Origin of the sequence: Citrobacter sp. CK180 (assembly GCF_030333655.1) — a bacterium.
Lineage (GTDB): Bacteria > Pseudomonadota > Gammaproteobacteria > Enterobacterales > Enterobacteriaceae > Citrobacter_B > Citrobacter_B koseri.
Window position 1 is genome coordinate 143,786 of the sequence record NZ_JAOWFM010000043.1, and the last position, 22,771, is coordinate 166,556.

General features: G+C 54.2%; 27 protein-coding genes. 19 read left to right on the forward strand and 8 right to left on the reverse strand.

Annotation, left to right across the window (positions count from 1 at the left end; genetic code table 11):
- The first annotated feature begins 99 nt into the window (after positions 1–99).
- On the forward strand, positions 100–1,305 hold the full coding sequence (yedE, locus tag OGV50_RS08275; protein WP_200090721.1) for a selenium metabolism membrane protein YedE/FdhT: 1,206 nt from the start codon (positions 100–102) through the stop codon (positions 1,303–1,305).
- Entirely contained in the window at positions 1,302–1,535 is a 234-nt protein-coding gene (yedF, locus tag OGV50_RS08280; protein ID WP_000790504.1) for a sulfurtransferase-like selenium metabolism protein YedF, read from the forward strand. Before yedE ends, yedF begins: the two co-directional genes overlap by 4 nt.
- A 63-nt stretch (positions 1,536–1,598) precedes the next feature.
- Here the strand turns inward: yedF and fliE are convergent, their stop codons facing one another.
- Positions 1,599–1,913: a flagellar hook-basal body complex protein FliE gene (gene fliE, locus OGV50_RS08285; RefSeq protein ID WP_012131910.1), complete on the reverse strand. Its 315-nt coding sequence runs from the start codon at positions 1,911–1,913 to the stop codon at positions 1,599–1,601.
- A gap of 216 nt (positions 1,914–2,129) precedes the next feature.
- Here fliE and fliF point away from each other — a divergent pair, with 216 nt between their 5' ends.
- The 14 genes from fliF (at position 2,130) to rcsA (ending at position 13,626) form a co-directional block, all read left to right on the forward strand.
- The gene (gene fliF, locus OGV50_RS08290) at positions 2,130–3,806 is read left to right on the forward strand and encodes a flagellar basal-body MS-ring/collar protein FliF (protein ID WP_286488461.1); all 1,677 of its coding nucleotides are present in this window, start codon (positions 2,130–2,132) and stop codon (positions 3,804–3,806) included.
- A complete protein-coding gene (gene fliG / locus OGV50_RS08295) occupies positions 3,796–4,794 on the forward strand; it encodes a flagellar motor switch protein FliG (RefSeq protein ID WP_012131907.1) in 999 nt (332 codons plus the stop codon). Before fliF ends, fliG begins: the two co-directional genes overlap by 11 nt.
- The gene (fliH, locus tag OGV50_RS08300) at positions 4,787–5,491 is read left to right on the forward strand and encodes a flagellar assembly protein FliH (RefSeq protein ID WP_047462909.1); all 705 of its coding nucleotides are present in this window, start codon (positions 4,787–4,789) and stop codon (positions 5,489–5,491) included. The genes fliG and fliH overlap by 8 nt, the downstream gene beginning before the upstream one ends.
- On the forward strand, positions 5,491–6,861 hold the full coding sequence (gene fliI, locus OGV50_RS08305) for a flagellar protein export ATPase FliI (RefSeq protein ID WP_012131905.1): 1,371 nt from the start codon (positions 5,491–5,493) through the stop codon (positions 6,859–6,861). The genes fliH and fliI overlap by 1 nt, the downstream gene beginning before the upstream one ends.
- A gap of 21 nt (positions 6,862–6,882) precedes the next feature.
- A complete protein-coding gene (gene fliJ / locus OGV50_RS08310; protein ID WP_012131904.1) occupies positions 6,883–7,326 on the forward strand; it encodes a flagellar export protein FliJ in 444 nt (147 codons plus the stop codon).
- The gene (gene fliK, locus OGV50_RS08315; RefSeq protein ID WP_200090723.1) at positions 7,323–8,537 is read left to right on the forward strand and encodes a flagellar hook length control protein FliK; all 1,215 of its coding nucleotides are present in this window, start codon (positions 7,323–7,325) and stop codon (positions 8,535–8,537) included. The genes fliJ and fliK overlap by 4 nt, the downstream gene beginning before the upstream one ends.
- A gap of 104 nt (positions 8,538–8,641) precedes the next feature.
- A complete protein-coding gene (gene fliL / locus OGV50_RS08320; RefSeq protein ID WP_012131902.1) occupies positions 8,642–9,109 on the forward strand; it encodes a flagellar basal body-associated protein FliL in 468 nt (155 codons plus the stop codon).
- A 4-nt stretch (positions 9,110–9,113) separates the two neighbouring features.
- The gene (gene fliM / locus OGV50_RS08325; protein ID WP_012131901.1) at positions 9,114–10,118 is read left to right on the forward strand and encodes a flagellar motor switch protein FliM; all 1,005 of its coding nucleotides are present in this window, start codon (positions 9,114–9,116) and stop codon (positions 10,116–10,118) included.
- A complete protein-coding gene (fliN, locus tag OGV50_RS08330; RefSeq protein ID WP_012131900.1) occupies positions 10,115–10,528 on the forward strand; it encodes a flagellar motor switch protein FliN in 414 nt (137 codons plus the stop codon). Before fliM ends, fliN begins: the two co-directional genes overlap by 4 nt.
- A 2-nt stretch (positions 10,529–10,530) precedes the next feature.
- Complete coding sequence (gene fliO / locus OGV50_RS08335; protein ID WP_058669300.1) at positions 10,531–10,905, forward strand: flagellar biosynthetic protein FliO; 375 nt, start codon at positions 10,531–10,533, stop codon at positions 10,903–10,905.
- Complete coding sequence (gene fliP / locus OGV50_RS08340; RefSeq protein WP_012131898.1) at positions 10,905–11,642, forward strand: flagellar type III secretion system pore protein FliP; 738 nt, start codon at positions 10,905–10,907, stop codon at positions 11,640–11,642. The genes fliO and fliP overlap by 1 nt, the downstream gene beginning before the upstream one ends.
- A gap of 9 nt (positions 11,643–11,651) precedes the next feature.
- The gene (gene fliQ, locus OGV50_RS08345) at positions 11,652–11,921 is read left to right on the forward strand and encodes a flagellar biosynthesis protein FliQ (protein ID WP_012131897.1); all 270 of its coding nucleotides are present in this window, start codon (positions 11,652–11,654) and stop codon (positions 11,919–11,921) included.
- Between the two features lie 6 nt (positions 11,922–11,927).
- Positions 11,928–12,722, forward strand: coding sequence for a flagellar biosynthetic protein FliR (fliR, locus tag OGV50_RS08350; RefSeq protein ID WP_012131896.1), 795 nt, complete (start codon positions 11,928–11,930; stop codon positions 12,720–12,722).
- A 280-nt stretch (positions 12,723–13,002) separates the two neighbouring features.
- Positions 13,003–13,626, forward strand: a complete 624-nt coding sequence (rcsA, locus tag OGV50_RS08355) for a transcriptional regulator RcsA (protein WP_047462896.1) — start codon at positions 13,003–13,005, stop codon at positions 13,624–13,626.
- Positions 13,627–13,681: 55 nt separating this feature from the next.
- On the opposite strand, the gene dsrB is transcribed toward rcsA, so the two are convergent.
- Positions 13,682–13,870, reverse strand: a complete 189-nt coding sequence (gene dsrB, locus OGV50_RS08360; RefSeq protein ID WP_012131894.1) for a protein DsrB — start codon at positions 13,868–13,870, stop codon at positions 13,682–13,684.
- A 130-nt stretch (positions 13,871–14,000) separates the two neighbouring features.
- Between dsrB and yodD the strand changes: the two genes are divergently transcribed.
- Positions 14,001–14,228, forward strand: coding sequence for a YodD family peroxide/acid resistance protein (gene yodD, locus OGV50_RS08365; protein WP_024130232.1), 228 nt, complete (start codon positions 14,001–14,003; stop codon positions 14,226–14,228).
- Positions 14,229–14,398: 170 nt separating this feature from the next.
- On the opposite strand, the gene dgcQ is transcribed toward yodD, so the two are convergent.
- The 3 genes from dgcQ to OGV50_RS08380 all read right to left on the reverse strand — a co-directional run bounded on the left by dgcQ (position 14,399) and on the right by OGV50_RS08380 (position 17,385).
- Positions 14,399–16,114: a cellulose biosynthesis regulator diguanylate cyclase DgcQ gene (gene dgcQ / locus OGV50_RS08370; RefSeq protein WP_286488462.1), complete on the reverse strand. Its 1,716-nt coding sequence runs from the start codon at positions 16,112–16,114 to the stop codon at positions 14,399–14,401.
- A gap of 98 nt (positions 16,115–16,212) precedes the next feature.
- Positions 16,213–16,395, reverse strand: coding sequence for a YodC family protein (locus OGV50_RS08375; protein ID WP_024130230.1), 183 nt, complete (start codon positions 16,393–16,395; stop codon positions 16,213–16,215).
- Positions 16,396–16,473: 78 nt separating this feature from the next.
- Positions 16,474–17,385, reverse strand: a complete 912-nt coding sequence (locus OGV50_RS08380; protein WP_071259069.1) for a DUF808 domain-containing protein — start codon at positions 17,383–17,385, stop codon at positions 16,474–16,476.
- 177 nt (positions 17,386–17,562) lie between these two features.
- On the opposite strand from OGV50_RS08380, the gene yedA reads away from it, so the two are divergent.
- Positions 17,563–18,483, forward strand: a complete 921-nt coding sequence (gene yedA, locus OGV50_RS08385; protein WP_200090724.1) for a drug/metabolite exporter YedA — start codon at positions 17,563–17,565, stop codon at positions 18,481–18,483.
- Here yedA and OGV50_RS08390 read toward each other — a convergent pair.
- From OGV50_RS08390 to OGV50_RS08400, 3 genes are all read right to left on the reverse strand, one after another.
- On the reverse strand, positions 18,472–18,942 hold the full coding sequence (locus OGV50_RS08390) for a very short patch repair endonuclease (protein ID WP_200090725.1): 471 nt from the start codon (positions 18,940–18,942) through the stop codon (positions 18,472–18,474). The two genes, yedA and OGV50_RS08390, sit on opposite strands and share 12 nt — an antisense overlap.
- Positions 18,923–20,356: a DNA cytosine methyltransferase gene (locus OGV50_RS08395; protein WP_071258789.1), complete on the reverse strand. Its 1,434-nt coding sequence runs from the start codon at positions 20,354–20,356 to the stop codon at positions 18,923–18,925. The genes OGV50_RS08390 and OGV50_RS08395 overlap by 20 nt, the downstream gene beginning before the upstream one ends.
- Positions 20,357–20,428: 72 nt before the next feature.
- A complete protein-coding gene (locus OGV50_RS08400; protein WP_200090726.1) occupies positions 20,429–21,124 on the reverse strand; it encodes a phosphohydrolase in 696 nt (231 codons plus the stop codon).
- A gap of 408 nt (positions 21,125–21,532) precedes the next feature.
- Between OGV50_RS08400 and ompC the strand changes: the two genes are divergently transcribed.
- Positions 21,533–22,714 (forward strand): porin OmpC, encoded by a 1,182-nt coding sequence (gene ompC, locus OGV50_RS08405; RefSeq protein ID WP_200090727.1) that lies wholly within the window; start codon positions 21,533–21,535, stop codon positions 22,712–22,714.
- Positions 22,715–22,771 lie beyond the last annotated feature (57 nt).

Consider the following 22,771-nt stretch of genomic DNA (forward strand, 5'->3'; position numbering starts at 1 on the left):
CAGTCGATATTACTTCTTATTAGTAGTAGGCAAAAAATCTGATCGGTGTACTATCCGCTCTTCTTTTATTTTCCTTCTGAGTTCAGAGGCTAAGAAAGCATGTCATGGCAACAATTCAAACAAGCCTGGTTAGTTAAATTCTGGGCGCCTGTCCCTGCGGTCATCGCAGCAGGTATTCTCTCCACTTATTATTTCGGTATCACCGGTACGTTCTGGGCTGTTACGGGCGAATTCACCCGCTGGGGTGGACAAATCCTCCAGCTGTTTGGCGTTCATGCTGAAGAGTGGGGTTACTACAAGCTGATCCATCTGGAAGGTTCCCCTCTTACCCGCATCGACGGGATGATGATCCTCGGCATGTTCGGCGGCTGCTTTGCCGCGGCACTGTGGGCCAACAACGTTAAATTACGTATGCCGCGCAGCCGTATCCGCATTATGCAGGCGATTATCGGCGGGATGATTGCCGGTTTTGGCGCGCGCATGGCGATGGGTTGCAATCTGGCGGCCTTCTTCACCGGTATTCCGCAGTTTTCTCTTCATGCCTGGTTCTTTGCGCTGGCAACCGCCATCGGCTCCTGGTTCGGCGCGCGCTTCACGCTACTGCCCATATTCCGTATCCCGGTCAAAATGCAGAAAGTCTCCGCGGCCTCGCCGCTGACGCAGAAGCCGGATCAGGCGCGCCGCCGTTTCCGTCTGGGGATGCTGGTCTTTATCGGCATGATCGGCTGGGCGCTGCTGACGGCGATGAACCAGCCAAAACTGGGGCTGGCCATGCTGTTCGGCGTGGGTTTTGGTCTGCTAATTGAACGTGCGCAAATTTGTTTCACCTCGGCCTTCCGTGACCTGTGGATCACCGGTCGCACCCATATGGCGAAAGCCATCATCTTCGGGATGGCGGTGAGCGCTATCGGAATTTTCAGCTACGTGCAGTTAGGCGTGGAAGCGAAGATTATGTGGGCTGGCCCGAACGCCGTTATCGGCGGTCTGCTGTTTGGTTTTGGCATCGTGCTGGCGGGCGGGTGTGAAACCGGCTGGATGTACCGCGCCGTGGAAGGTCAGGTGCACTACTGGTGGGTGGGCCTCGGCAACGTTATCGGCTCCACTATTCTGGCATATTACTGGGATGATTTTGCCCCGGCGCTGGCAACCCGTTGGGACAAAGTGAATCTGCTCGACACCTTCGGCCCTCTGGGCGGCCTGCTGGTCACTTATCTGCTGCTGTTTGCCGCGCTGATGCTGATAATCGGTTGGGAAAAACGTTTCTTCCGTCGCTCCGGGTTAATCCCTGCTAAGGAATCCGCATGAAAAATATCGTTCCTGATTACCGTCTTGATATGGTCGGCGAGCCCTGCCCTTACCCGGCCGTCGCCACGCTGGAAGCGATGCCGCAGTTAAAAAAGGGAGAAATTCTGGAAGTGGTGAGCGACTGCCCGCAATCCATCAATAATATTCCGCTGGATGCGCGCAATCACGGCTATACGGTGCTGGATATTCAGCAGGATGGCCCAACGATTCGCTATCTGATTCAGAAGTAATCATTTGCCGGATGACGGCGCAAGCGCCTTATCCGGCCTGTATGATGCATTCAGCAGGTCTGGCTACACCTGCATCGACATCACTTCCTGGTACGCCGACATCAGTTTGTTGCGCACCTGAATGCCCATCTGCATTGAGACAGACGCTTTTTGCATATCGGTCATCACATCATTAAGCGCAATGCCTGGCTCACCCAGAGTAAATTTTTCTGCCTGTACGCGCGCGGTGGTTTGCGTGTCACTGATGCGATTCAGTGCCGCATGCAGTTGACCGGCAAAACTTACGGTTGGTTGCGGCAGCGCGTCTTGCGCCCGTGCGGACATCGCCGTTGCCTGTAGCTGGCTGATAACCCCTTCAATCCCCTGTATTGCTGACATGCTAATCCCCTGGATGATTTTTTACACAGCAGAGATTACCAGTTTGTCAATAAGATAAAGGCGCTAAATAGCGATAAAAAACCTCGGTTTTTGGCGCATAGAAAAATTCGAAACCGCAAATAATGAGACCGTCAATTTTTCGAGTTTGCTGACCCGGGAGTGAGTCTTGTTCCACTTTGCAAAAAACGCCGTCCACGATCAGTCACGAGGTGCGAGATGAGTGCGACTGCATCGACTGCAACCCAACCTAAACCTCTCGAGTGGCTTAATCGCCTGCGCGCGAATCCCAGAATTCCTCTGATTGTGGCGGGATCAGCCGCCGTTGCCATCATCGTTGCTATGGTTTTGTGGGCGAAAGCACCAGATTATCGCACGCTGTTCAGCAACCTTTCCGATCAGGATGGCGGGGCCATTGTCACGCAGCTGACCCAGATGAACATCCCTTACCGCTTCACCGAAGGAAGCGGGGCGATTGAAGTGCCTGCCGATAAAGTGCATGAGCTTCGCCTGCGCCTGGCGCAACAGGGATTGCCAAAAGGCGGCGCTGTCGGCTTCGAGCTGTTAGACCAGGAAAAATTCGGCATCAGCCAGTTCAGCGAGCAGGTCAATTACCAGCGCGCGCTGGAAGGCGAGCTGGCCCGCACTATCGAAACCCTGGGGCCGGTAAAACGCGCCCGTGTCCACCTGGCGATGCCGAAACCTTCTCTGTTCGTGCGCGAGCAGAAATCCCCTTCCGCTTCCGTGACGGTCAATCTTGAACCAGGCCGCGCGCTGGATGAAGGGCAAATCAGCGCGGTGGTGCATCTGGTATCCAGCGCCGTTGCGGGTCTGCCGCCAGGTAACGTCACGCTGGTCGATCAGGGCGGTCATCTGTTGACTCAGTCCAATACCAGTAGCCGCGATCTGAACGACGCGCAGTTGAAATACGCCAGCGATGTGGAAGGACGCATTCAGCGCCGTATCGAATCGATTCTTTCGCCAATCGTCGGCAACGGCAACGTCCATGCTCAGGTTACTGCGCAGCTGGATTTTGCCAACAAAGAGCAGACGGAAGAGCAATACCGTCCGAACGGCGACGCATCGCAGGCTGTGCTGCGCTCACGCCAGCTTAATGAAAGCGAGCAAATCGGCTCCGGCTATCCGGGCGGCGTACCGGGTGCGCTGTCGAATCAGCCTGCGCCGGCGAATGCTGCGCCGATCAGCACACCGCCTGCTAATCAGCAAAACGCGCAGAACACGCAGACGACCAACAATACGAACAGCAATGTGCCGCGCAATACGCAGCGCAACGAAACCAGTAACTACGAAGTGGATCGCACCATTCGCCACACCAAACTGAACGTGGGCGATGTGCAGCGACTCTCCGTGGCGGTCGTGGTGAACTACCGCGCCCTGCCGGACGGCAAACCGCTACCGTTAACCACGGAACAGATGAAGCAGATCGAAGATCTGACCCGCGAAGCGATGGGCTTCTCCGACAAACGCGGCGATACCCTTAACGTGGTGAACTCACCGTTTACCGCAACGGACGACCTGGGCGGCGAGCTGCCATTCTGGAAACAGCAAGCCTTTATTGAGCAGTTGCTCTCCGCAGGTCGCTGGCTCCTGGTTCTGCTGGTTGCCTGGATTCTGTGGCGCAAAGCGATTCGACCGCAGCTTGCTCGCCGCGCTGAAGAGACGAAAGTCGCGCAGGAACAGGCGCAGGTTCGTCAGGAAACCGAAGAAGCGGTAGAAGTTCGCCTCAGCAAAGACGAACAGACCCAGCAGCGCCGGGCGAACCAGCGTCTGGGCGCAGAAGTGATGAGCCAGCGTATTCGCGAAATGTCAGATAACGATCCGCGCGTCGTGGCGCTGGTCATTCGCCAGTGGATGAATAACGATCATGAGCAATAAACTTACCGGCACCGATAAAAGCGTCATCCTGCTGATGACCATTGGCGAAGACCGTGCGGCAGAGGTTTTTAAGCACCTCTCCACGCGCGAAGTGCAAACCCTGAGTTCGGCAATGGCGAACGTGCGCCAGATTTCCAACAAACAGCTGACCGATGTGCTGGCGGAATTTGAGCAAGAAGCCGAACAGTTTGCCGCACTCAACATCAACGCCAACGAATACCTGCGTTCCGTGCTGGTTAAAGCGCTGGGTGAAGAGCGTGCCGCCAGCCTGCTGGAAGATATCCTCGAAACGCGGGATACCGCCAGCGGTATTGAAACGCTCAACTTTATGGAGCCGCAAAGCGCCGCCGACCTTATCCGCGACGAACACCCGCAGATTATCGCCACCATCCTGGTGCATCTCAAACGCGGCCAGGCCGCCGATATTCTGGCGCTGTTCGACGAACGTCTGCGCCACGATGTCATGCTGCGTATCGCGACCTTCGGCGGCGTACAGCCAGCCGCACTGGCGGAACTGACCGAAGTGCTGAATGGCCTGCTCGACGGTCAGAACCTCAAGCGCAGCAAAATGGGCGGCGTGAGAACCGCGGCAGAAATCATCAACCTGATGAAAACCCAGCAGGAAGAAGCGGTTATCAGCGCCGTACGCGAATTCGATGGCGAACTGGCGCAGAAAATTATCGACGAAATGTTCCTGTTCGAAAATCTGGTGGAAGTCGACGATCGCAGCATCCAGCGTCTGTTGCAGGAAGTGGATTCCGAGTCGTTGCTGATCGCCCTGAAAGGCGCCGAGCCGCCGCTACGCGAGAAATTCCTGCGCAACATGTCGCAGCGTGCTGCCGATATTCTGCGCGACGACCTCGCCAACCGTGGCCCGGTACGTCTGTCTCAGGTGGAGAACGAACAGAAAGCCATTCTGCTTATTGTGCGTCGTCTGGCGGAAACCGGCGAAATGGTAATCGGCAGCGGCGAGGATACCTATGTCTAACGAATTGCCGTGGCAGGTCTGGACACCGGACGATCTCGTCCCTCCCCTGGCCGAGTTTGTGCCAATGGAGCACCGCGACGAACCGATAGCCATCGATGACGAACCGGAGCTGAGTGCCGAACAGCAGCTTGAGCAGCAACTGGCGCAGCTGAAAATGCAGGCGCACGAGCAAGGGTATAACGCGGGCCTCGCCGAAGGCCGCCAGAAAGGCCACGAACAGGGCTATCAGGAAGGATTAGCGCAAGGGCTGGAGCAAGGCCAGACACAGGCGCGCGCTCAACAGGCACCGCTGAATGCCCGAATGCAGCAACTGGTCAGCGAGTTTCAGAATACGCTGGACGCGCTGGACAGCGTGATTGCCTCGCGCCTGATGCAAATGGCGCTGGAAGCCGCTCGTCAGGTGATCGGCCAGACGCCAGCGGTGGACAACTCCGCGCTCATTAAACAGATCCAGCAATTGTTGCAACAGGAACCGTTGTTCAGCGGGAAACCGCAATTACGCGTTCACCCGGATGATTTACAGCGCGTCGAAGAGATGCTCGGGGCCACGCTCAGCCTGCACGGCTGGCGTTTGCGCGGCGATCCCACGCTGCATCATGGCGGCTGTAAAGTGTCCGCCGATGAAGGCGATCTGGACGCCAGCGTCGCCACGCGTTGGCAAGAACTCTGCCGCCTGGCGGCTCCCGGAGTCGTCTGATGACTACGCGCCTGACCCGCTGGCTGAATACGCTGGATAACTTCGAAGCCAAAATGGCGCAGCTCCCGGCGGTACGTCGCTACGGGCGGTTGACCCGCGCCACCGGTCTGGTGCTGGAAGCCACCGGCTTGCAGCTGCCGCTCGGCGCGACCTGCGTCATTGAACGGCAGGACGGGACGGAAACACGCGAAGTGGAAAGTGAAGTCGTCGGCTTTAATGGCCAGCGTCTGTTTTTAATGCCGCTGGAAGAGGTCGAAGGCATTCTTCCCGGCGCACGCGTTTACGCAAAAAATATTGCCGGGGAAGGTCTGCAAAGCGGAAAACAGCTGCCGCTCGGCCCTGCCCTGCTGGGGCGCGTGCTGGACGGCGGCGGCAAGCCGCTGGATGGTCTTCCCGCGCCAGACACCACGGAAACCGGCGCGTTAATCACTCAACCATTCAACCCCTTGCAGCGAACGCCTATTGAGCATGTGCTGGATACCGGCGTCCGCCCCATCAACGCGCTGCTTACCGTCGGACGCGGACAGCGTATGGGGCTGTTTGCCGGTTCCGGCGTGGGTAAAAGCGTTCTGCTCGGCATGATGGCGCGCTATACCCGCGCGGACGTTATCGTCGTCGGGCTGATTGGCGAACGTGGCCGCGAAGTTAAAGATTTTATCGAAAACATTCTGGGCGCTGACGGGCGCGCGCGTTCGGTGGTGATTGCCGCGCCTGCGGACGTCTCGCCACTGCTGCGAATGCAGGGAGCGGCCTATGCCACGCGTATTGCCGAGGATTTCCGCGATCGCGGGCAGCACGTACTGCTGATCATGGACTCCCTGACCCGCTACGCGATGGCGCAGCGTGAGATTGCGCTGGCGATCGGCGAACCACCTGCGACCAAGGGGTATCCGCCTTCGGTCTTCGCAAAATTACCTGCGCTGGTGGAACGTGCGGGGAACGGCATTCACGGCGGCGGCTCCATCACCGCGTTTTATACGGTATTGACCGAAGGCGACGATCAGCAGGACCCGATCGCCGACTCGGCGCGTGCGATCCTGGATGGACACATTGTGTTATCCCGTCGTCTGGCCGAAGCCGGTCACTACCCGGCCATTGATATTGAAGCGTCGATCAGCCGTGCAATGACGTCGCTGATCACCGAGCAACACTATGCACGCGTACGGAATTTCAAACAGTTGCTGTCCAGTTTCCAGCGTAACCGCGATTTGGTGAGCGTCGGCGCGTATGCCAAAGGCAGCGATCCCATGCTGGATAAAGCCATCGCGCTGTGGCCGCAGCTGGAGGCGTTTTTGCAACAAGGTATTTTCGAACGAGCCGACTGGGAAGATTCTCTCCAGGCGCTGGAACTGATTTTCCCGACGGTGTGATGAAGCAGGAGGGCATAGGTCATGGCACAACATGGTGCGCTGGCGACATTAAAAGATCTGGCCGAGAAAGAAGTGGATGATGCCGCTCTCTTATTAGGGGAAATGCGACGCGGATTCCAGCAGGCGGAAGAACAACTGAAAATGCTGATCGATTATCAGCATGAGTATCGCAACAATCTCAATGCCGATATGGGCCAGGGGATTGCCAGCAACCGCTGGATTAACTATCAGCAATTTATTCAGACGCTGGAGAAGGCCATTGAGCAGCATCGCCAGCAGCTGACGCAGTGGACACAAAAAGTGGACGTGGCGCTGAACAGCTGGCGTGAAAAGAAACAACGGCTTCAGGCCTGGCAGACCTTACAGGACAGACAAAGTGCGGCAGCGTTATTGGCTGAAAACCGCCTGGACCAGAAAAAAATGGATGAATTTGCTCAGCGTGCTGCAATGAGGAAAACCGAATGATCACCTTGCCCCAACTGATCACGACCGACACAGACGTAACGACAGGCCTTCAGGCTGGTAAAACAGCCGATTCAGCCCAGGATTTTCTGGCGCTGTTAGCCGGTGCTTTGGGCGCAGGCGACGCGCAGGGTAAAGATGCCCCGCTTTCGCTTGCCGATCTCCAGGCGGCAGGCGGCAAACTGCAAAAAGGATTGCTGCAAAAAAATGCCGATACGCCGCAGACGACAGCGCTGGCCGATCTTCTGGCGCGCCAGGATCTGCTGACGGATGACGCCACAGCAGACCTGACCGAGGCACAGCAGTTGCTGTCCACGCTGACGCCTTCGCTGAAAAGCAACGCCCTGAACGCGTTAAGTAAGACTGCCCGGCAGGACGACAACGCACCGGCGCTGAGCGATGAAGACCTCGCGAATCTGAGCGCGCTCTTCGCCATGTTACCGGGCCAGCCGGCGCTGACGCCAACCACGCGAACTGCGTCGGCTGAAGGCGCACTCTCCGCCTCGGCATCGCTGCGTGGCGATACGCGCGCCGCTATGCAGGATGTGGTTGCCGGGCTGACGACTGGCGAGCTGAGAAAAGGGAAAGTCGATGCCGCGCCTGACGTCACCGCAAACTCAGCAAGCAACCAGCCGGTAACGCCGCTGGTCGCCGCCGCTACCGCTAAAGCCGACATGGAAAGCACGCCTTCTCCGGTCACGACCATTGGCGCCATGACCACGCCTGGCGGTATGACGACGCAGACACAACCCGCGCCTGTCGCAGCCGCCCCGGTACTCAGCGCGCCGCTGGGCAGCCATGAGTGGCAGCAGTCATTAAGCCAGCATGTGACGCTGTTTACCCGCCAGGGGCAACAGAGCGCGGAACTGCGTCTGCACCCGGAGGAACTGGGGCAGATTCAAATCTCCCTCAAAATGGATGATAACCAGGCGCAACTGCAAATGGTGTCAGCGCATAGCCACGTTCGCGCCGCGCTGGAAGCCGCGTTACCCGTACTGCGTACCCAACTGGCGGAAAACGGCATCCAGCTGGGACAAAGCAGTATCAGCAGTGAAAGTTTCGCCGGACAGCAGCAGTCGTCATCCCAGCAGCAGCACGCTTCCCGCGCGCAGGGACAAGAGGCTTTTGCCGCCGAAGATGACATCGCACTGACGACGCCGGGCTCGCTCCAGGCTGCCGCTCGCGGCGATGGCGCGGTGGATATCTTCGCCTAACGCCAGAGGTAGCATGATTATCCGCGTCTTTTCCACGCTTTGCCGTGGACAGGACACGGGATAATCAGCCAATAAGCTGTACCGAAACAGGAAGCCCGTATCTGATGACTGACTCCGCGATTAACAGAAAGAGCAAACGCTCAATTTGGATCCCTTTGCTGGTGTTGATTACTCTTGCCGCCTGCGCAACCGCTGGCTATAGCTACTGGCGGATGCAGGAGCACCCGACCGCCAGCGCTACCGCGGCCCCGCCACCGCCGCCAGCGCCCGTATTTTTCGCGCTGGATACGTTTACCGTCAATCTGGGCGATGCCGATCGCGTGCTGTATATCGGGATTACGCTGCGCCTGAAGGACGAAGTGACGCGCGCGCGTCTGAGCGAATATCTGCCAGAAGTGCGCAGCCGTCTGTTGCTGCTGTTTTCGCGTCAGGATGCCACTGCGCTTTCGACGGAAGCCGGGAAGCAGACGCTGATCGCGGCAATCAAAGAAACGCTCTCTACTCCGCTCGTTGCTGGACAACCGAAACAGGAAGTCACCGACGTTCTTTATACAGCTTTCATTCTGCGGTAAAGACATGGGCGATAGTATTCTTTCTCAGGCTGAAATCGATGCGCTGCTCAACGGCGACAGCGAGGCCAAAGACGAACCCACCCCTGGCGGCGTGGGCGACAATGATATTCGTCCTTATGATCCCAATACACAGCGTCGCGTGGTGCGCGAGCGCTTGCAGGCGCTGGAGATCATTAACGAACGTTTCGCGCGTCAATTCCGTATGGGACTGTTTAACCTGCTGCGTCGCAGCCCGGATATTACCGTAGGCGCGATCCGCATTCAGCCATATCACGAATTTGCGCGTAATTTACCCGTACCGACCAACCTGAACCTGATCCATCTGAAGCCACTGCGCGGTACGGGTCTGGTGGTGTTTTCGCCGAGTCTGGTGTTTATCGCCGTGGATAACCTGTTTGGCGGCGACGGGCGTTTTCCGACCAAAGTGGAAGGTCGTGAGTTTACGCATACCGAACAGCGCGTTATCAACCGCATGCTGAAGCTGGCGCTTGAAAGCTACAGCGACGCGTGGAAAGCGATTAACCCGCTGGAAGTGGAGTACGTTCGCTCTGAGATGCAGGTGAAATTCACCAATATCACCACCTCTCCGAACGACATTGTGGTGAACACGCCGTTCCACGTCGAAATTGGCAACCTGACAGGCGAGTTCAACATCTGCCTGCCTTTCAGCATGATTGAGCCGCTGCGGGAGCTGTTGGTGAACCCGCCGCTGGAAAACTCGCGTCATGAAGATCAGAACTGGCGCGACAATCTGGTGCGTCAGGTTCAGCATTCAGAGCTGGAGCTGGTGGCGAACTTTGCGGACATCCCGCTGCGCCTTTCCCAGATATTAAAGCTGAAACCCGGCGACGTGCTGCCGATTGAAAAACCCGACCGCATTATTGCTCATGTGGACGGCGTACCTGTACTGACCAGCCAGTATGGCACCGTGAACGGTCAGTATGCGTTGCGCGTAGAGCATTTGATCAACCCGATTTTGAATTCGCTGAATGAGGAACAGCCCAAATGAGTGACATGAATAATCCGTCCGATGAGAATACCGGCGCATTGGACGATCTGTGGGCTGACGCGTTAAACGAGCAAAAAACAACGACCAGCAAAAGCGCGGCCGATGCCGTCTTCCAGCAGTTGGGCGGCGGCGACGTCAGTGGAAACCTACAGGATATCGATTTAATCATGGATATTCCGGTCAAGCTGACCGTGGAGCTGGGTCGCACGCGCATGACCATCAAAGAGCTGCTGCGCCTGACGCAGGGTTCAGTGGTCGCGCTGGACGGACTGGCAGGCGAGCCGTTGGATATTCTGATTAACGGCTACCTGATTGCCCAGGGTGAAGTCGTGGTGGTCGCCGATAAATACGGCGTGCGCATCACGGATATCATCACGCCGTCTGAACGTATGCGTCGTCTGAGCCGTTAAGCATGAAAACCCAGGCTACCGTTTCACAGCCCTCTGCCGTATCAGGCTCGCCGTTAGTTCAGGTGAGCGGCGCGCTGTTTGGGATCATCGTGTTGATTCTGGTCGCAGCCTGGGTCATTAAACGCCTGGGGTTTGCGCCCAAAGGCGCCGGTACGCGAGGGTTGAAAGTGTCAGCCAGCACCTCGCTGGGCCCGCGTGAGCGCGTGGTCATTGTCGATGTTGAAGACGCTCGGCTGGTACTGGGCGTCACGGCCACGCACGTCAATGTGTTGCATACCCTCCCCCCTGCGCCTGTCGTTGCAGAAGAAAAACCGGCCGCCCCTGCGGATTTCCAGGCCATGATGAAGAGTTTGTTGAAGCGTTCCGGGAGATCCTGATGCGCCGTTTGTTATCCCTCACGCTGATGGCTTTGTGGTTTATCAGCCCTGCCGCGTTCGCACAATTACCCGGACTGGTCAGCCAACCGCTACCCGGCGGCGGGCAAAGCTGGTCCCTGCCGGTACAGACACTGGTCTTTATTACGTCACTGACGTTCCTGCCCGCCATTTTGCTGATGATGACCAGCTTTACCCGCATCATTATCGTCTTCGGCTTGCTGCGAAACGCGCTGGGAACGCCCTCTGCGCCGCCAAACCAGGTGCTTCTCGGGCTGGCGCTGTTCTTGACGTTTTTTATTATGTCGCCGGTTATCGACAAAATTTACGTGGATGCCTGGCAGCCTTTCAGCGAAGAGAAGATTTCCATGCAGGAAGCGCTGGAAAAAGGCGCTCAGCCGCTACGGGAGTTTATGCTGCGGCAGACCCGTGAGGCTGACCTGGGCCTGTTCGCGCGTCTGGCAAACAGCGGCCCGCTACAGGGGCCGGAAGCCGTGCCGATGCGAATTTTGCTCCCGGCCTACGTCACCAGCGAGTTAAAAACCGCTTTTCAGATCGGTTTTACGATTTTCATCCCCTTCCTGATTATCGATCTGGTTATCGCCAGCGTGTTGATGGCGCTCGGGATGATGATGGTGCCGCCGGCCACCATTGCGCTGCCGTTTAAGCTTATGCTTTTTGTCCTGGTCGACGGCTGGCAGTTGCTCGTTGGCTCTCTTGCCCAAAGTTTTTACAGTTAGAGGCGCGAAATGACACCCGAATCGGTCATGATGATAGGCACGGAGGCAATGAAGGTCGCGCTTGCGCTTGCCGCGCCTCTTCTGCTGGTTGCGCTGTTTACCGGCCTTATCATCAGTATTTTACAGGCCGCCACCCAGATCAACGAAATGACGCTGTCATTTATCCCGAAAATTGTGGCGGTATTTACGGCGATTATTGTGGCGGGCCCCTGGATGCTTAACCTGCTGCTGGATTACGTGCGTACGCTGTTCAGTAACTTGCCGTATATCATCGGATAAGACGCGATGTTGCAGGTCACAAGCGATCAATGGTTATACTGGCTTAACCTCTACTTCTGGCCGCTGTTACGTGTACTGGCGCTGATCTCTACCGCGCCGATCCTCAGTGAACGCACGGTTCCCAAACGGGTAAAGCTGGGGCTGGGGTTTATGATCACTCTCATTATCGCCCCTTCACTCCCGGCGAATAATGTGCCTGTTTTTTCCACCGAAGCCTTATGGCTCGCCATGCAGCAAATCATGATCGGCATTGCGCTAGGGTTTACCATGCAGTTTGCCTTTGCTGCGGTGCGTACGGCGGGGGAATTCATCGGTCTGCAAATGGGTCTCTCTTTCGCCACGTTTGTTGACCCGGGCAGCCGCCTCAATATGCCGGTACTCGCCAGAATCCTCGACATGCTCGCCATGCTGCTGTTTCTTACGTTTAACGGCCATCTGTGGCTGATCTCGCTGCTGGTAGACACCTTCCATACGCTGCCTATCGGCGGCGACCCGGTCAACAGCAATGCGTTTCTGGCGCTTGCCCGGGCAGGCGGACTGATCTTCCTCAACGGACTCATGTTAGCCTTGCCGGTCATTACGTTACTGCTCACCCTCAACCTGTCGCTCGGGCTATTAAACCGTATGGCTCCGCAGTTATCCGTATTTGTTATTGGCTTCCCGCTAACCTTATCCGTCGGCATTTTGTTAATAACCGCGCTCATGCCATTAATTGCCCCTTTCTGTGAACACTTATTCGGTGAAATTTTCAATTTGCTTGCTGATATCGTTAGCGAAATGCCGACAACCAATAACCCATAATTTTTATCCTGTCTTACTAAGGATTTTCCTAAATTTAAAATCTAAAAACATCTACCAGGATATATCTGCTGCGCTTTATTTGTTTTTACCTTACTCACATAACATAACATTTACTTTACTTTGAGAAGATTCCTGGCAAATTATACGTAACTTTACGGGATAGTAAGTTCGCCTGAAAACAGCGAAAGCGTCATCTTAGGTCACTATTATTGTTCCGTTGGGTTGTGATGAGATATTCAGGTAAGGGGAATTATCGTTACGCATTGAGTGAGGGTATGCCATGTCAACGATTATTATGGATTTATGCAGTTACACCCGGCTAGGTTTGACCGGGTATCTGGTAAGCAGAGGGGTGAAAAAAAGGGAAATCAACGACATTGAGACCGTTGACGAACTCGCCATCGCTTGTGACTCACAGCAGCCTTCTGTGGTGTTTATTAATGAGGACTGTTTCATCCATGATCCATCTAACAGTCAGCAAATAAAGCAGATCATTAATCAGCATCCCAACACGTTATTTATTGTTTTTATGGCAATTGCTAATGTGCATTTTGATGAATACTTATTAGTAAGAAAAAACTTATTGATTAGTTCAAAATCAATTAAGCCAGATTCTCTGGATGATATTCTTGGCGATATTCTGAAAAAAGAGACGGATATTGTAGGAGTAGTAAATTTACCTACGTTATCTTTAAGCCGTACTGAATCCAGTATGTTGCGAATGTGGATGGATGGACAGGGAACAATACAGATTTCAGATCAAATGAATATCAAGGCAAAGACGGTGTCATCCCACAAAGGGAATATTAAACGGAAGATAAAAACGCATAATAAACAGGTTATCTATCATGTCGTGCGGCTGACGGATAACGTGACAAACGGAATTTTTGTTAACATGCGATGAGGCCCCCTGACTGGTGGATATTCCACCAGTCAGGGTAAAAGCGACGAAAATCACATTACTCTGTTTTTTCCACAAAGATCCCATCCTGATGGCCTGACTCATTGAAGAACCAGATACCGAGCGGGTAGTCTTCCAGCGAAACCAGGTACATCGTACCTTCACTAAACTCTTCAACCGCCAATACCACGCCTGGCCGACGAGGGCCGCCGTCTGTTTTGACTGTTACCCGATCATTCACCTTCATCAATTATCCTCCTGTGGCTTTGTGCCAGTGTAGAACAAATTCCTTTTTCTGGCAGCGTCTGCCGCGCGTGATTGCTGGTTTTCTCAACGGTCTATACTTACAGATGCCACGGTTAAATGAGGTACTGAAGATGAAAACCGCGAAAGAGTACAGCGAAACGGCCAAGCGCGAAGTCAGCGTTGATGTTGACGCCCTGCTCGCGGCGATCAATGAAATCAGCGAGAGCGAAATTCATCGCAGCGCTGATGATCCTGAGAAAGTCAGTGTGGATGGCCGCGATTATCATACATGGCATGAATTAGCGGATGCGTTTGAACTCGATATTCATGATTTTAGCGTCACGGAAATCAATCGCTGATCTGGGGTGAAAAAAATCCCGGCTCGCAGAGCCGGGATCAAACTTGCTTATGCAAGAAGCACTTGAAAATTCGTTACACCAGAAAATCTGATGTGCGTTTTACCTTATCTGCAATTTTTTTGTATGACAAGCAAATATTTCTCGCAGAAATGATTAATACAGCTAATGGTTCAGCGTGTATCAGGCGACGGCGCGGGATGGTCGTCACGGACACAAACCTGATTGCGCCCGGCCTGTTTTGCCAGATACAACCGGCGATCCGCCAGCGACTGCAACTGTTCAAAATCGTAGTCTCCGTTCTCCTGCGCCCCGCTTACGCCCAGCGATGCACTAATGCGCAGAGTCGTGCCTTTTGCGATCAGGATTTCTTTGTCGTTCACGCGCTGGCGTATCCGCTCTGCGATCTGTGCTGCCTGCACCAGCGTCGTCCCCGGTAAGACAATACAGAACTCTTCGCCGCCTACACGCCCGGCAAGGTCATGCGAACGTATTGTGCCGCTAATAAGCCCGGCGGCATGGGAGAGCACCCGGTCTCCCGCCTGATGGCCGAAACGGTCATTGACGCTCTTAAAGTGATCCAAATCGATCTGAATAACGGAAAACGGCTGCCGCTGCTCATGGCAGCGCTGTATCAGTACGCGCGCTCTCTCAAACAATGCGCCACGGTTATACAGCCGCGTCAAAGGATCGTGCCAGGTCTGCCATTGCAGGGAACTTTGCAGCACAAACATATTGCTGACCATCTTGCGGATAACAACCCATGAGATGAGCAACATCATCGTGAAAAGCGCCCACAGGAGACCAAGCGCAATACTGATACTGCCAAAAGCCCCCTGCACGCCTTCTCTCAGGGTATGAACACGCAAAAGCACGCCATCGAAATGATCCAGCCTTTCCCAACTGATATAGCGGCTGCCCATACGGATACCGCCATGCGTATCATGTTCGATGTCATTCGCGAGCAACGCCAGTTCAAGGTCATCAAAGGTATTAACCTGACGCTTTTCCGGCGTTGAGGTCGCCAGTAGCCTGAGCTGATAGTCGTAGAGCTGGTACTCCCCTTCGGAATCTTTTTCGACCGCATCCTCCAGGAAACGCTTCATGGATGACACCGGAATATCCATTGCCAGCACGCCATACCAGTGTCTTTCGTTATCCAGCGACAGGCTCACGGTGACCTTTTGTTGCACTTCGCCGCCCGGCACCGGCGAGCTAAACCAGCGCACGCCGCGCGCTGAATTTTGTCGTTGGGATTGTCCGCTGAACCAGGGTTGGATCACATACTGGTAATAGCGGGACATAATGTCGCCGCCATTGGTTGTGGGTTCAGTTGAGACATAAAAGCCTGAACGCGAAACATACATTGTCCGCTGCGCCAGCATGGTAGAAGAATGCGCCAGCCGTAACAAATACCCCAGTTCCAGCGCGGCGCTTAACTCGTTTGCCAGCGCATCGTTATCCCGCGTGAGAAGCGTTGTACGGTTAACAAACGCGTCAGAGACGCCGTTAAGCGGTAACGTTCGCCGTCTGTCTAGCTCCAGTTGCCAGAAACTTTTGCCGCGCAGTTGCGCAAATTGCGCCACCGCATCGTGCAGGTCGGCAAAATCGAGCGGCGTGACCAGCGCTTCGTACATACCGTTGCGCAGAAACAAGAGTTTATCCACGCTGAATTGCAGCTGTCTGTCCAGCACATTAGCAACGTTTTCCAGATGGTTACGTTGACTGGCCCGGTATGCCGACTCCAGCACGACCACTTCACGCCAGGTCAGCAATGTTGAACAAATCATCACAACCAGAAAACAGATATTTACGACATGGCCTGGCCCAAAGCGTCGTGCTAATGTTCTCAGCCAGCTCCAGTTTCCTGGCGTTGTTTCATGCGGCACCTGACGGCTCCCTACTTTTATTCCTGAACTATGTGTCGCGACTCAACGGCTATTTTCTGGGGTAACAAAACGCCCGGCATTAACCGGGCGTTCCTTTATCAGACATCTTCCCGCAACCGCCTGCCATCACCGGGCATAAGTTCATTCTCGTGGAATGCTTCCCGTTTGACGCCAAAACCGTCATACCAACGGCACTCCACCATGCCGCTGGAATAACCGGTTACGATCATGCGTGGACCACCTTCTTTTGCGATAACTTCCTCACTGACAAAAAAGACCATACCTGCCTCCTGTATCCAGTGAAACTTTTTCACCTTAGACGACGATGGCCTTTTTTGCATAATCCGGCGAGGCATAAATTAGTGCGAACCACCGCGAACGTTGGCAACAGTTTTTACCAGCCCCACCACCACGCTGCCGATGATGAAACCGAGCACCAGATTAATCAACATGGGAAGCGTGAGCGCAATAAGACCATTCTGCTGCTGAGCAAAATGTTCGATCGCGTGGTGTAATGGCGCGATGCCGTGCACCACGATCCCGCCCCCCACCAGGAACATCGCGAGTGTGCCGACAATGGACAGCGCCTTCATAAGCCAGGGCGCCGTAACCAGTAGCCCTTTGCCCACCGCCTGAGCCAGTACGCTGCGTTTTTCCGCCAGCCAGTACCCCATGTCGTCCAGTTTTACGATGAGTCCCACCAGACCATAAACGCCAATCGTCACCACCAGCGCGATACCGGACAACACCAGAACCTGATTGAGCAACGGCGCGTCCGCGACAATTCCCAGCGTAATCGCGACGATCTCCGCAGAAAGGATAAAGTCGGTGCGCACGGCCCCTTTCACTTTCTCCTTCTCAAACGTGAGAGGATCTTGTGCGGCGATCGCGGCCAGACGCTGCTGACGCGCCTCCGGGCTCTCTTTGTGCTTTCGGGCCTCAAGCGTGTGTAAAACTTTCTCTACGCCTTCAAAACAGAGAAAAGCGCCCCCAATCATCAACAACGGGGTAATCGCCCACGGGATAAAAGCGCTGATCAGCAGCGCCAGAGGCACCAGGATAACCTTGTTGATCAACGACCCTTTCGCCACGCTCCAGACGACCGGCAGTTCGCGGTTCGCCCGCACGCCCGTCACCTGCTGCGCGTTTAGCGACAGGTCATCACCCAATACGCCTGCCGTTTTTTTCGCGGCCAGTTTTCCCATCATCGAGATATCATCCAACAGCGTGGCGATGTCATCGAGCAACGTCAGCAAACTACTTCCTGCCAAAATAAATCCCTCAATATTTTTCTTTTGAAGAGGTAAGTATGAAGTAAAAAACGTAATGCCGAAACGGGTAGCAATCGTCAACAAAAATTTAACAAAAGAGTGCAATTATAACGCTCGCCAGCGCGATAGTTTTGACGTTTACTATGTTGCACCTTTTTATTTCCGCCGTGAGGGATTATGCGTTTCAGGCAGTTACTACCACTTTTTAGCGCACTCTTCGCGCTGTATATCATTTGGGGTTCCACGTACTTCGTTATTCGTATTGGCGTTGAGAGTTGGCCGCCGCTGATGATGGCGGGCGTCCGTTTTCTGTCTGCGGGGATTTTGTTAACAACATTCTTACTTCTTCGTGGGCATAAACTGCCCCCTTTGCGTCAATTACTCAATGCCGCGCTGATTGGCATTCTGCTGCTGGCGGTGGGGAACGGTCTGGTTACCGTAGCGGAACATCAGGATGTACCGTCCGGCATCGCCGCCGTGGTGGTCGCGACGGTTCCACTCTTCACGCTATGCTTCAGCCATTTCTTTGGCATTAAAACGCGAAAACTGGAGTGGGCAGGCATCGCCATCGGCCTGGCGGGGATCATCATGCTCAATAGCGGCGGAAATTTGAGCGGCAACCCCTGGGGCGCGCTGTTGATCCTGATTGGCTCGATGAGCTGGGCATTCGGCTCCGTGTTCGGCGCCCGCATCGCGTTGCCGACAGGCATGATGGCCGGAGCGATTGAAATGCTGGCTGCCGGTGTTGTGCTGATGTTCGCTTCCTTTATCGCCGGGGAAAAGCTGACGACGATGCCGACGCTCTCCGGCTTCATGGCGGTAGGTTATCTGGCGCTATTCGGTTCCATTATCGCCATTAACGCCTATATGTATTTGATCCGTAATGTCAGCCCGGCGCTGGCAACCAGTTACGCCTACGTCAACCCGGTAGTGGCGGTGTTGCTGGGAACAGGTCTGGGGGGAGAAAGCCTTTCTTCCGTCGAGTGGCTGGCATTAGGGGTAATTGTTTTCGCTGTCGTCCTGGTGACGCTGGGGAAATATTTGTTTCCCGCCAGACCCGCGACCGCAGTGAGCGAATCGGAGAAATCACTCCAGTAAATGAATACCCTTCGTGTCGATCTGCGCGGTGGGGCCACCGCCGCAGATCCACTCTTCAAGCCGTTCCGCCAGTGCGGCGTCGCTGAGTTTCAACCGGCCACGCAAAGCACACTCCCAGACAATCAGCACACGCCAGCCAAGCTCGCGAAGCCTCAGCATGTCTCGCCGATCGCGCTCCACATTTTTACCGATTTTGTTCAGCCAGAACTCGGTACGCGTGGCGGGAACTTTGAACAGGTGGCAGTCATGATGATGCCAGAAACAGCCGTGCGTGAAGATAACGCAGCGATACTCATCCACGACAAAATCCGGGCGTCCGGGCAACGTGGCGTCCTGCACATGAAACGCCATCCCCTGCTCCTGCAACAGACCGGCAAGGCGTTTTTCTATCGCCGTATCGCGCGTGGCTATCGCCCGCATATTCTTGCTGCGCGTCGCCTTATCGTGTACGTCCGCCATGCTGGCTCTCTTTCTGGCGCAATGTAACGGCCTGTTTAATTCTCGACTCCAGCAGTTTTGCTACTGCGGCAAATGCCGGAACCACGACGGAGTTACCAAACTGACGGTAGGCCTGGGTGTCTGAAACGGGAATGCGGAACTGATATCCCTGCGGCGATTCAAATCCCATTAACCGCGCGCACTCTCTGGGCGTTAACCGGCGTGGACGGTGCTGCTGATTCACCGGATCGTCGAAATTCGCCTCTCCTGCGGCCATATCCCAGCCACGGTCAATCAGTATCTCCGCGCCATCTTTATAGTAACGCGCCGACAATGTGCGCGTTACGCTGCCGGGATTCGCAGGATAGACCATTCCATAGCCAAAACCGTTACCCCGGGCCTGATGCTTTTTCGCGTAGCGGTACAAATACTTCCACAATACCGGCGTCAGCACATATTTCGCTTCAACCGCCGGTTCAAGCAGTTCCGCCAGCGTGATGCGCTGCTGCGGATAGCGTGTGGCAATATCCCGCAGCGTAAAATCGGTTTTCAGATTAAGATCGCGGCGGAACCCCACCAGCACAATCCTCTCCCGATGCTGGGGTAAAAAATGGCGGCCATCAATAATTTTCGGGTCGTCCGGCCCGTTATCCGCAGCATCAGCGACGTCATACCCCAGTTCGTCAAGCGTTTGCATAATGATGCGAAACGTTTTTCCCTGGTCGTGGCTTTTCAGGTTTTTGACGTTTTCGAGCACAAAAATCGCCGGGCGTCGGGCGTCAATAACCCGCACGACATCGAAAAAGAGCGTCCCCTGCGTATCGCAGGCGAAACCATGCGCCCGTCCCATCGCGTTTTTCTTTGATACGCCTGCCAGAGAGAATGGCTGGCAGGGAAAACCAGCCAGTAGAACATCGTGCTCCGGTATGTGCTGGCGAATATGCTCCGCCGCTTCGCTATCGCTCACGCCGTCGCGGTGGCTCAGCGTAATATCGCGAATATCTTCATTGAAATGATGCCGTTGCGGATCGCAGTAATAATTGGCTTTATAGGTGCGTACCGCGTGTTTATTCCATTCGCTGGTAAACACGCACTGCCCGCCTATCGCTTCAAAGCCACGGCGAATTCCGCCGATCCCGGCGAAGAGATCGACAAAACGAAAGGCATAATGCGGATGGTGTGCCGGAGGCGTTGGCAACAATGTCCTGAGGTGCGTATATTCACTCTCGCTCAAACGATGCCACGCCGTTGCGTTCGCCACGACGCGTTTAAAAATAGCCGGGCTCCAGTGGTTCTCCCCAACGCCATTCAGATGCGCCACCAGCGTTTTCACATCATAGATTTCCAGCAGTTTGCCCAGCAACGCCTGTACGGCAGCCCCGGCATTGTCCGTCATCAGATCCTGGAAACCTGTTACTGAAAGATTTTCCTGCATACATTTAACCGGCGAAATTGATATTCGACAGGTTAACACAAAATGAACGCGTTTACGTTTTGGGTATGGTCGCTACTTATCGCGGCTAAAAGCCTGAATTACCGTCTGATCCAACGAGTCGTACTCCCCCCTTAGCTCCGCGCTTAGCTTCGCCATCCAGGTCACCAGGAAGTCGGCGTTATGCTCTGCCAGCAGCTTTCCCCGCGCGGTTTGCATGGTATGCGGCAAGGTCAGAAGTTTTGTCTGAAAATGGTCGAGGGCGAATTGCTTATCGTTAAGCGGGCGACGTTGCGCGAAGGGATCTTCAGCATCAAATAGCGAAACGCCCAGCCCGCCGGAAACGGCAAACACGCGCGCCAGACCGATTGCGCCCAGTGCTTCAAGCCGGTCGGCATCCTGCACAATCTTCGCCTCGCTGGTCATTGGCGCAATGTGGGCGCTAAAACTGTGCGCCTCAATCGCATGACTGACTGCCGCTAATTTCTCTTCAGGATACGCAGGGAAATCGTTCATTAATATGCGACGAGCCGCGTCAGCGGCCAGCACGGATGAACGATGGCGATCGGGATGATTTTTCGGCAGGCTGACGATATCGTGGAAATAACACGCGGTCAGCACAACAAGCCAGTCAACATCCTCATCCGTAGACAGCTTTTGTGCCGTTCCCCAGACGCGACGAAAATGAAAAATGTCATGGGCGCTATCCTGCTCGTGGTGATTTTTGCCCAACCACGCTTCGAACTGCGATTGCCAGTAGTGTAAATCCACGCTGCCTCCTCTGAATCAGAAAGCAACATTAGCAATATTCCGCCTTGTCTTCACGCTCAATGATTACGGGAGGAGGTATCAGACAGGTTGACGAAGGCAATAAATGGAATAAAAAGCAAATCCGAACGACGTTAAAATAGCGCTAATCACGATAAAATATTCACAAAATAAATTCTAAAAACGCAAACCATAATTTATTAAAAGAAAAACATAATACAGTTAAATATAAAGCAATAAATATATATTAAATTATTTATAATCACACCCAAAGAAATAATTAGAAATATTTTAAATACATTTGTTACATGTAATATTTAAAAAATAATGAACTTCCTGGAATAGTATTCAACAGTGATCTTCAGGATTCGATCACTTATTCATATCAATTATTATTATAGGGAATACATAATGAAAAGAAAAGTTCTGGCGATGCTTGTCCCTGCTCTATTAATTGCAGGCGCTGCAAATGCGGCTGAAGTGTATAATAAAGACGGCAATAAACTGGACCTGTACGGTAAAGTTGATGGCCTGCGTTATTTCTCTGACGATGCAGGCAGCGACGGCGACATGTCCTATGCCCGTCTGGGTTTTAAAGGCGAAACGCAAATTGCCGAGCAGTTAACCGGTTACGGTCAGTGGGAATACAACATTCAGGCCAACGGTACTGAAGGTGATAAAGGTGACTCCTGGACTCGTCTCGGCTTCGCTGGTTTAGGTTTTGGTCAAAACGGTACTTTCGATTACGGTCGTAACTACGGCGTGGTTTACGACGTAGAAGCCTGGACCGATATGCTGCCAGAATTCGGCGGCGATACTTACACTCAGACTGACGTTTATATGTTAGGCCGTACTAACGGCGTAGCAACCTACCGTAATAACGGCTTCTTTGGTCTGGTTGATGGTCTGAACTTTGCGCTCCAGTATCAGGGTAATAATGAAGGCACCGATTTTGGTCAGGAAGGTTCCGGCAATAGCGCAGGTCGCAAGCTGGCCAAAGAAAACGGCGACGGCTTCGGTATGTCCACCTCCTACGACTTCGACTTCGGTTTAAGCCTGGGTGCGGCATACGCCAATTCCGATCGTACCGATGCTCAGGTTGCTCGTGGTTACGGTGACGGCATGAACCAGCGTAATAACTATGCTGGTGGCGATAAAGCTGAAGCCTGGACCGTTGGTGCTAAATATGACGCCTACAATGTTTACCTCGCCGCCATGTACGCTGAAACCCGTAATATGACTTACTATGGCAATGGCGACAGCGAACTTAATGGCGGTATCGCCAACAAAACGCAGAACTTTGAAGTTGTTGCACAGTATCAGTTTGATTTCGGTCTGCGCCCGTCTATTGCCTACCTGCAATCTAAAGGCAAAGACTTAGGTGGTCAGGAAGTAAGACACGGCAACTGGCGTTACACCGATAAAGATCTGGTGAAATATGTTGATGTAGGTATGACCTATTACTTCAACAAAAATATGTCCACCTATGTTGATTATAAAATCAACCTGCTGGATGAAGACGATAGCTTCTACGCAGACAACGGTATCGCAACCGATGATATCGTAGCCGTCGGTCTGGTTTACCAGTTCTAATATTCATTAGATACTGCACTAAGCCCGCATAATGGAATAATTTCATGATGCGGGCTT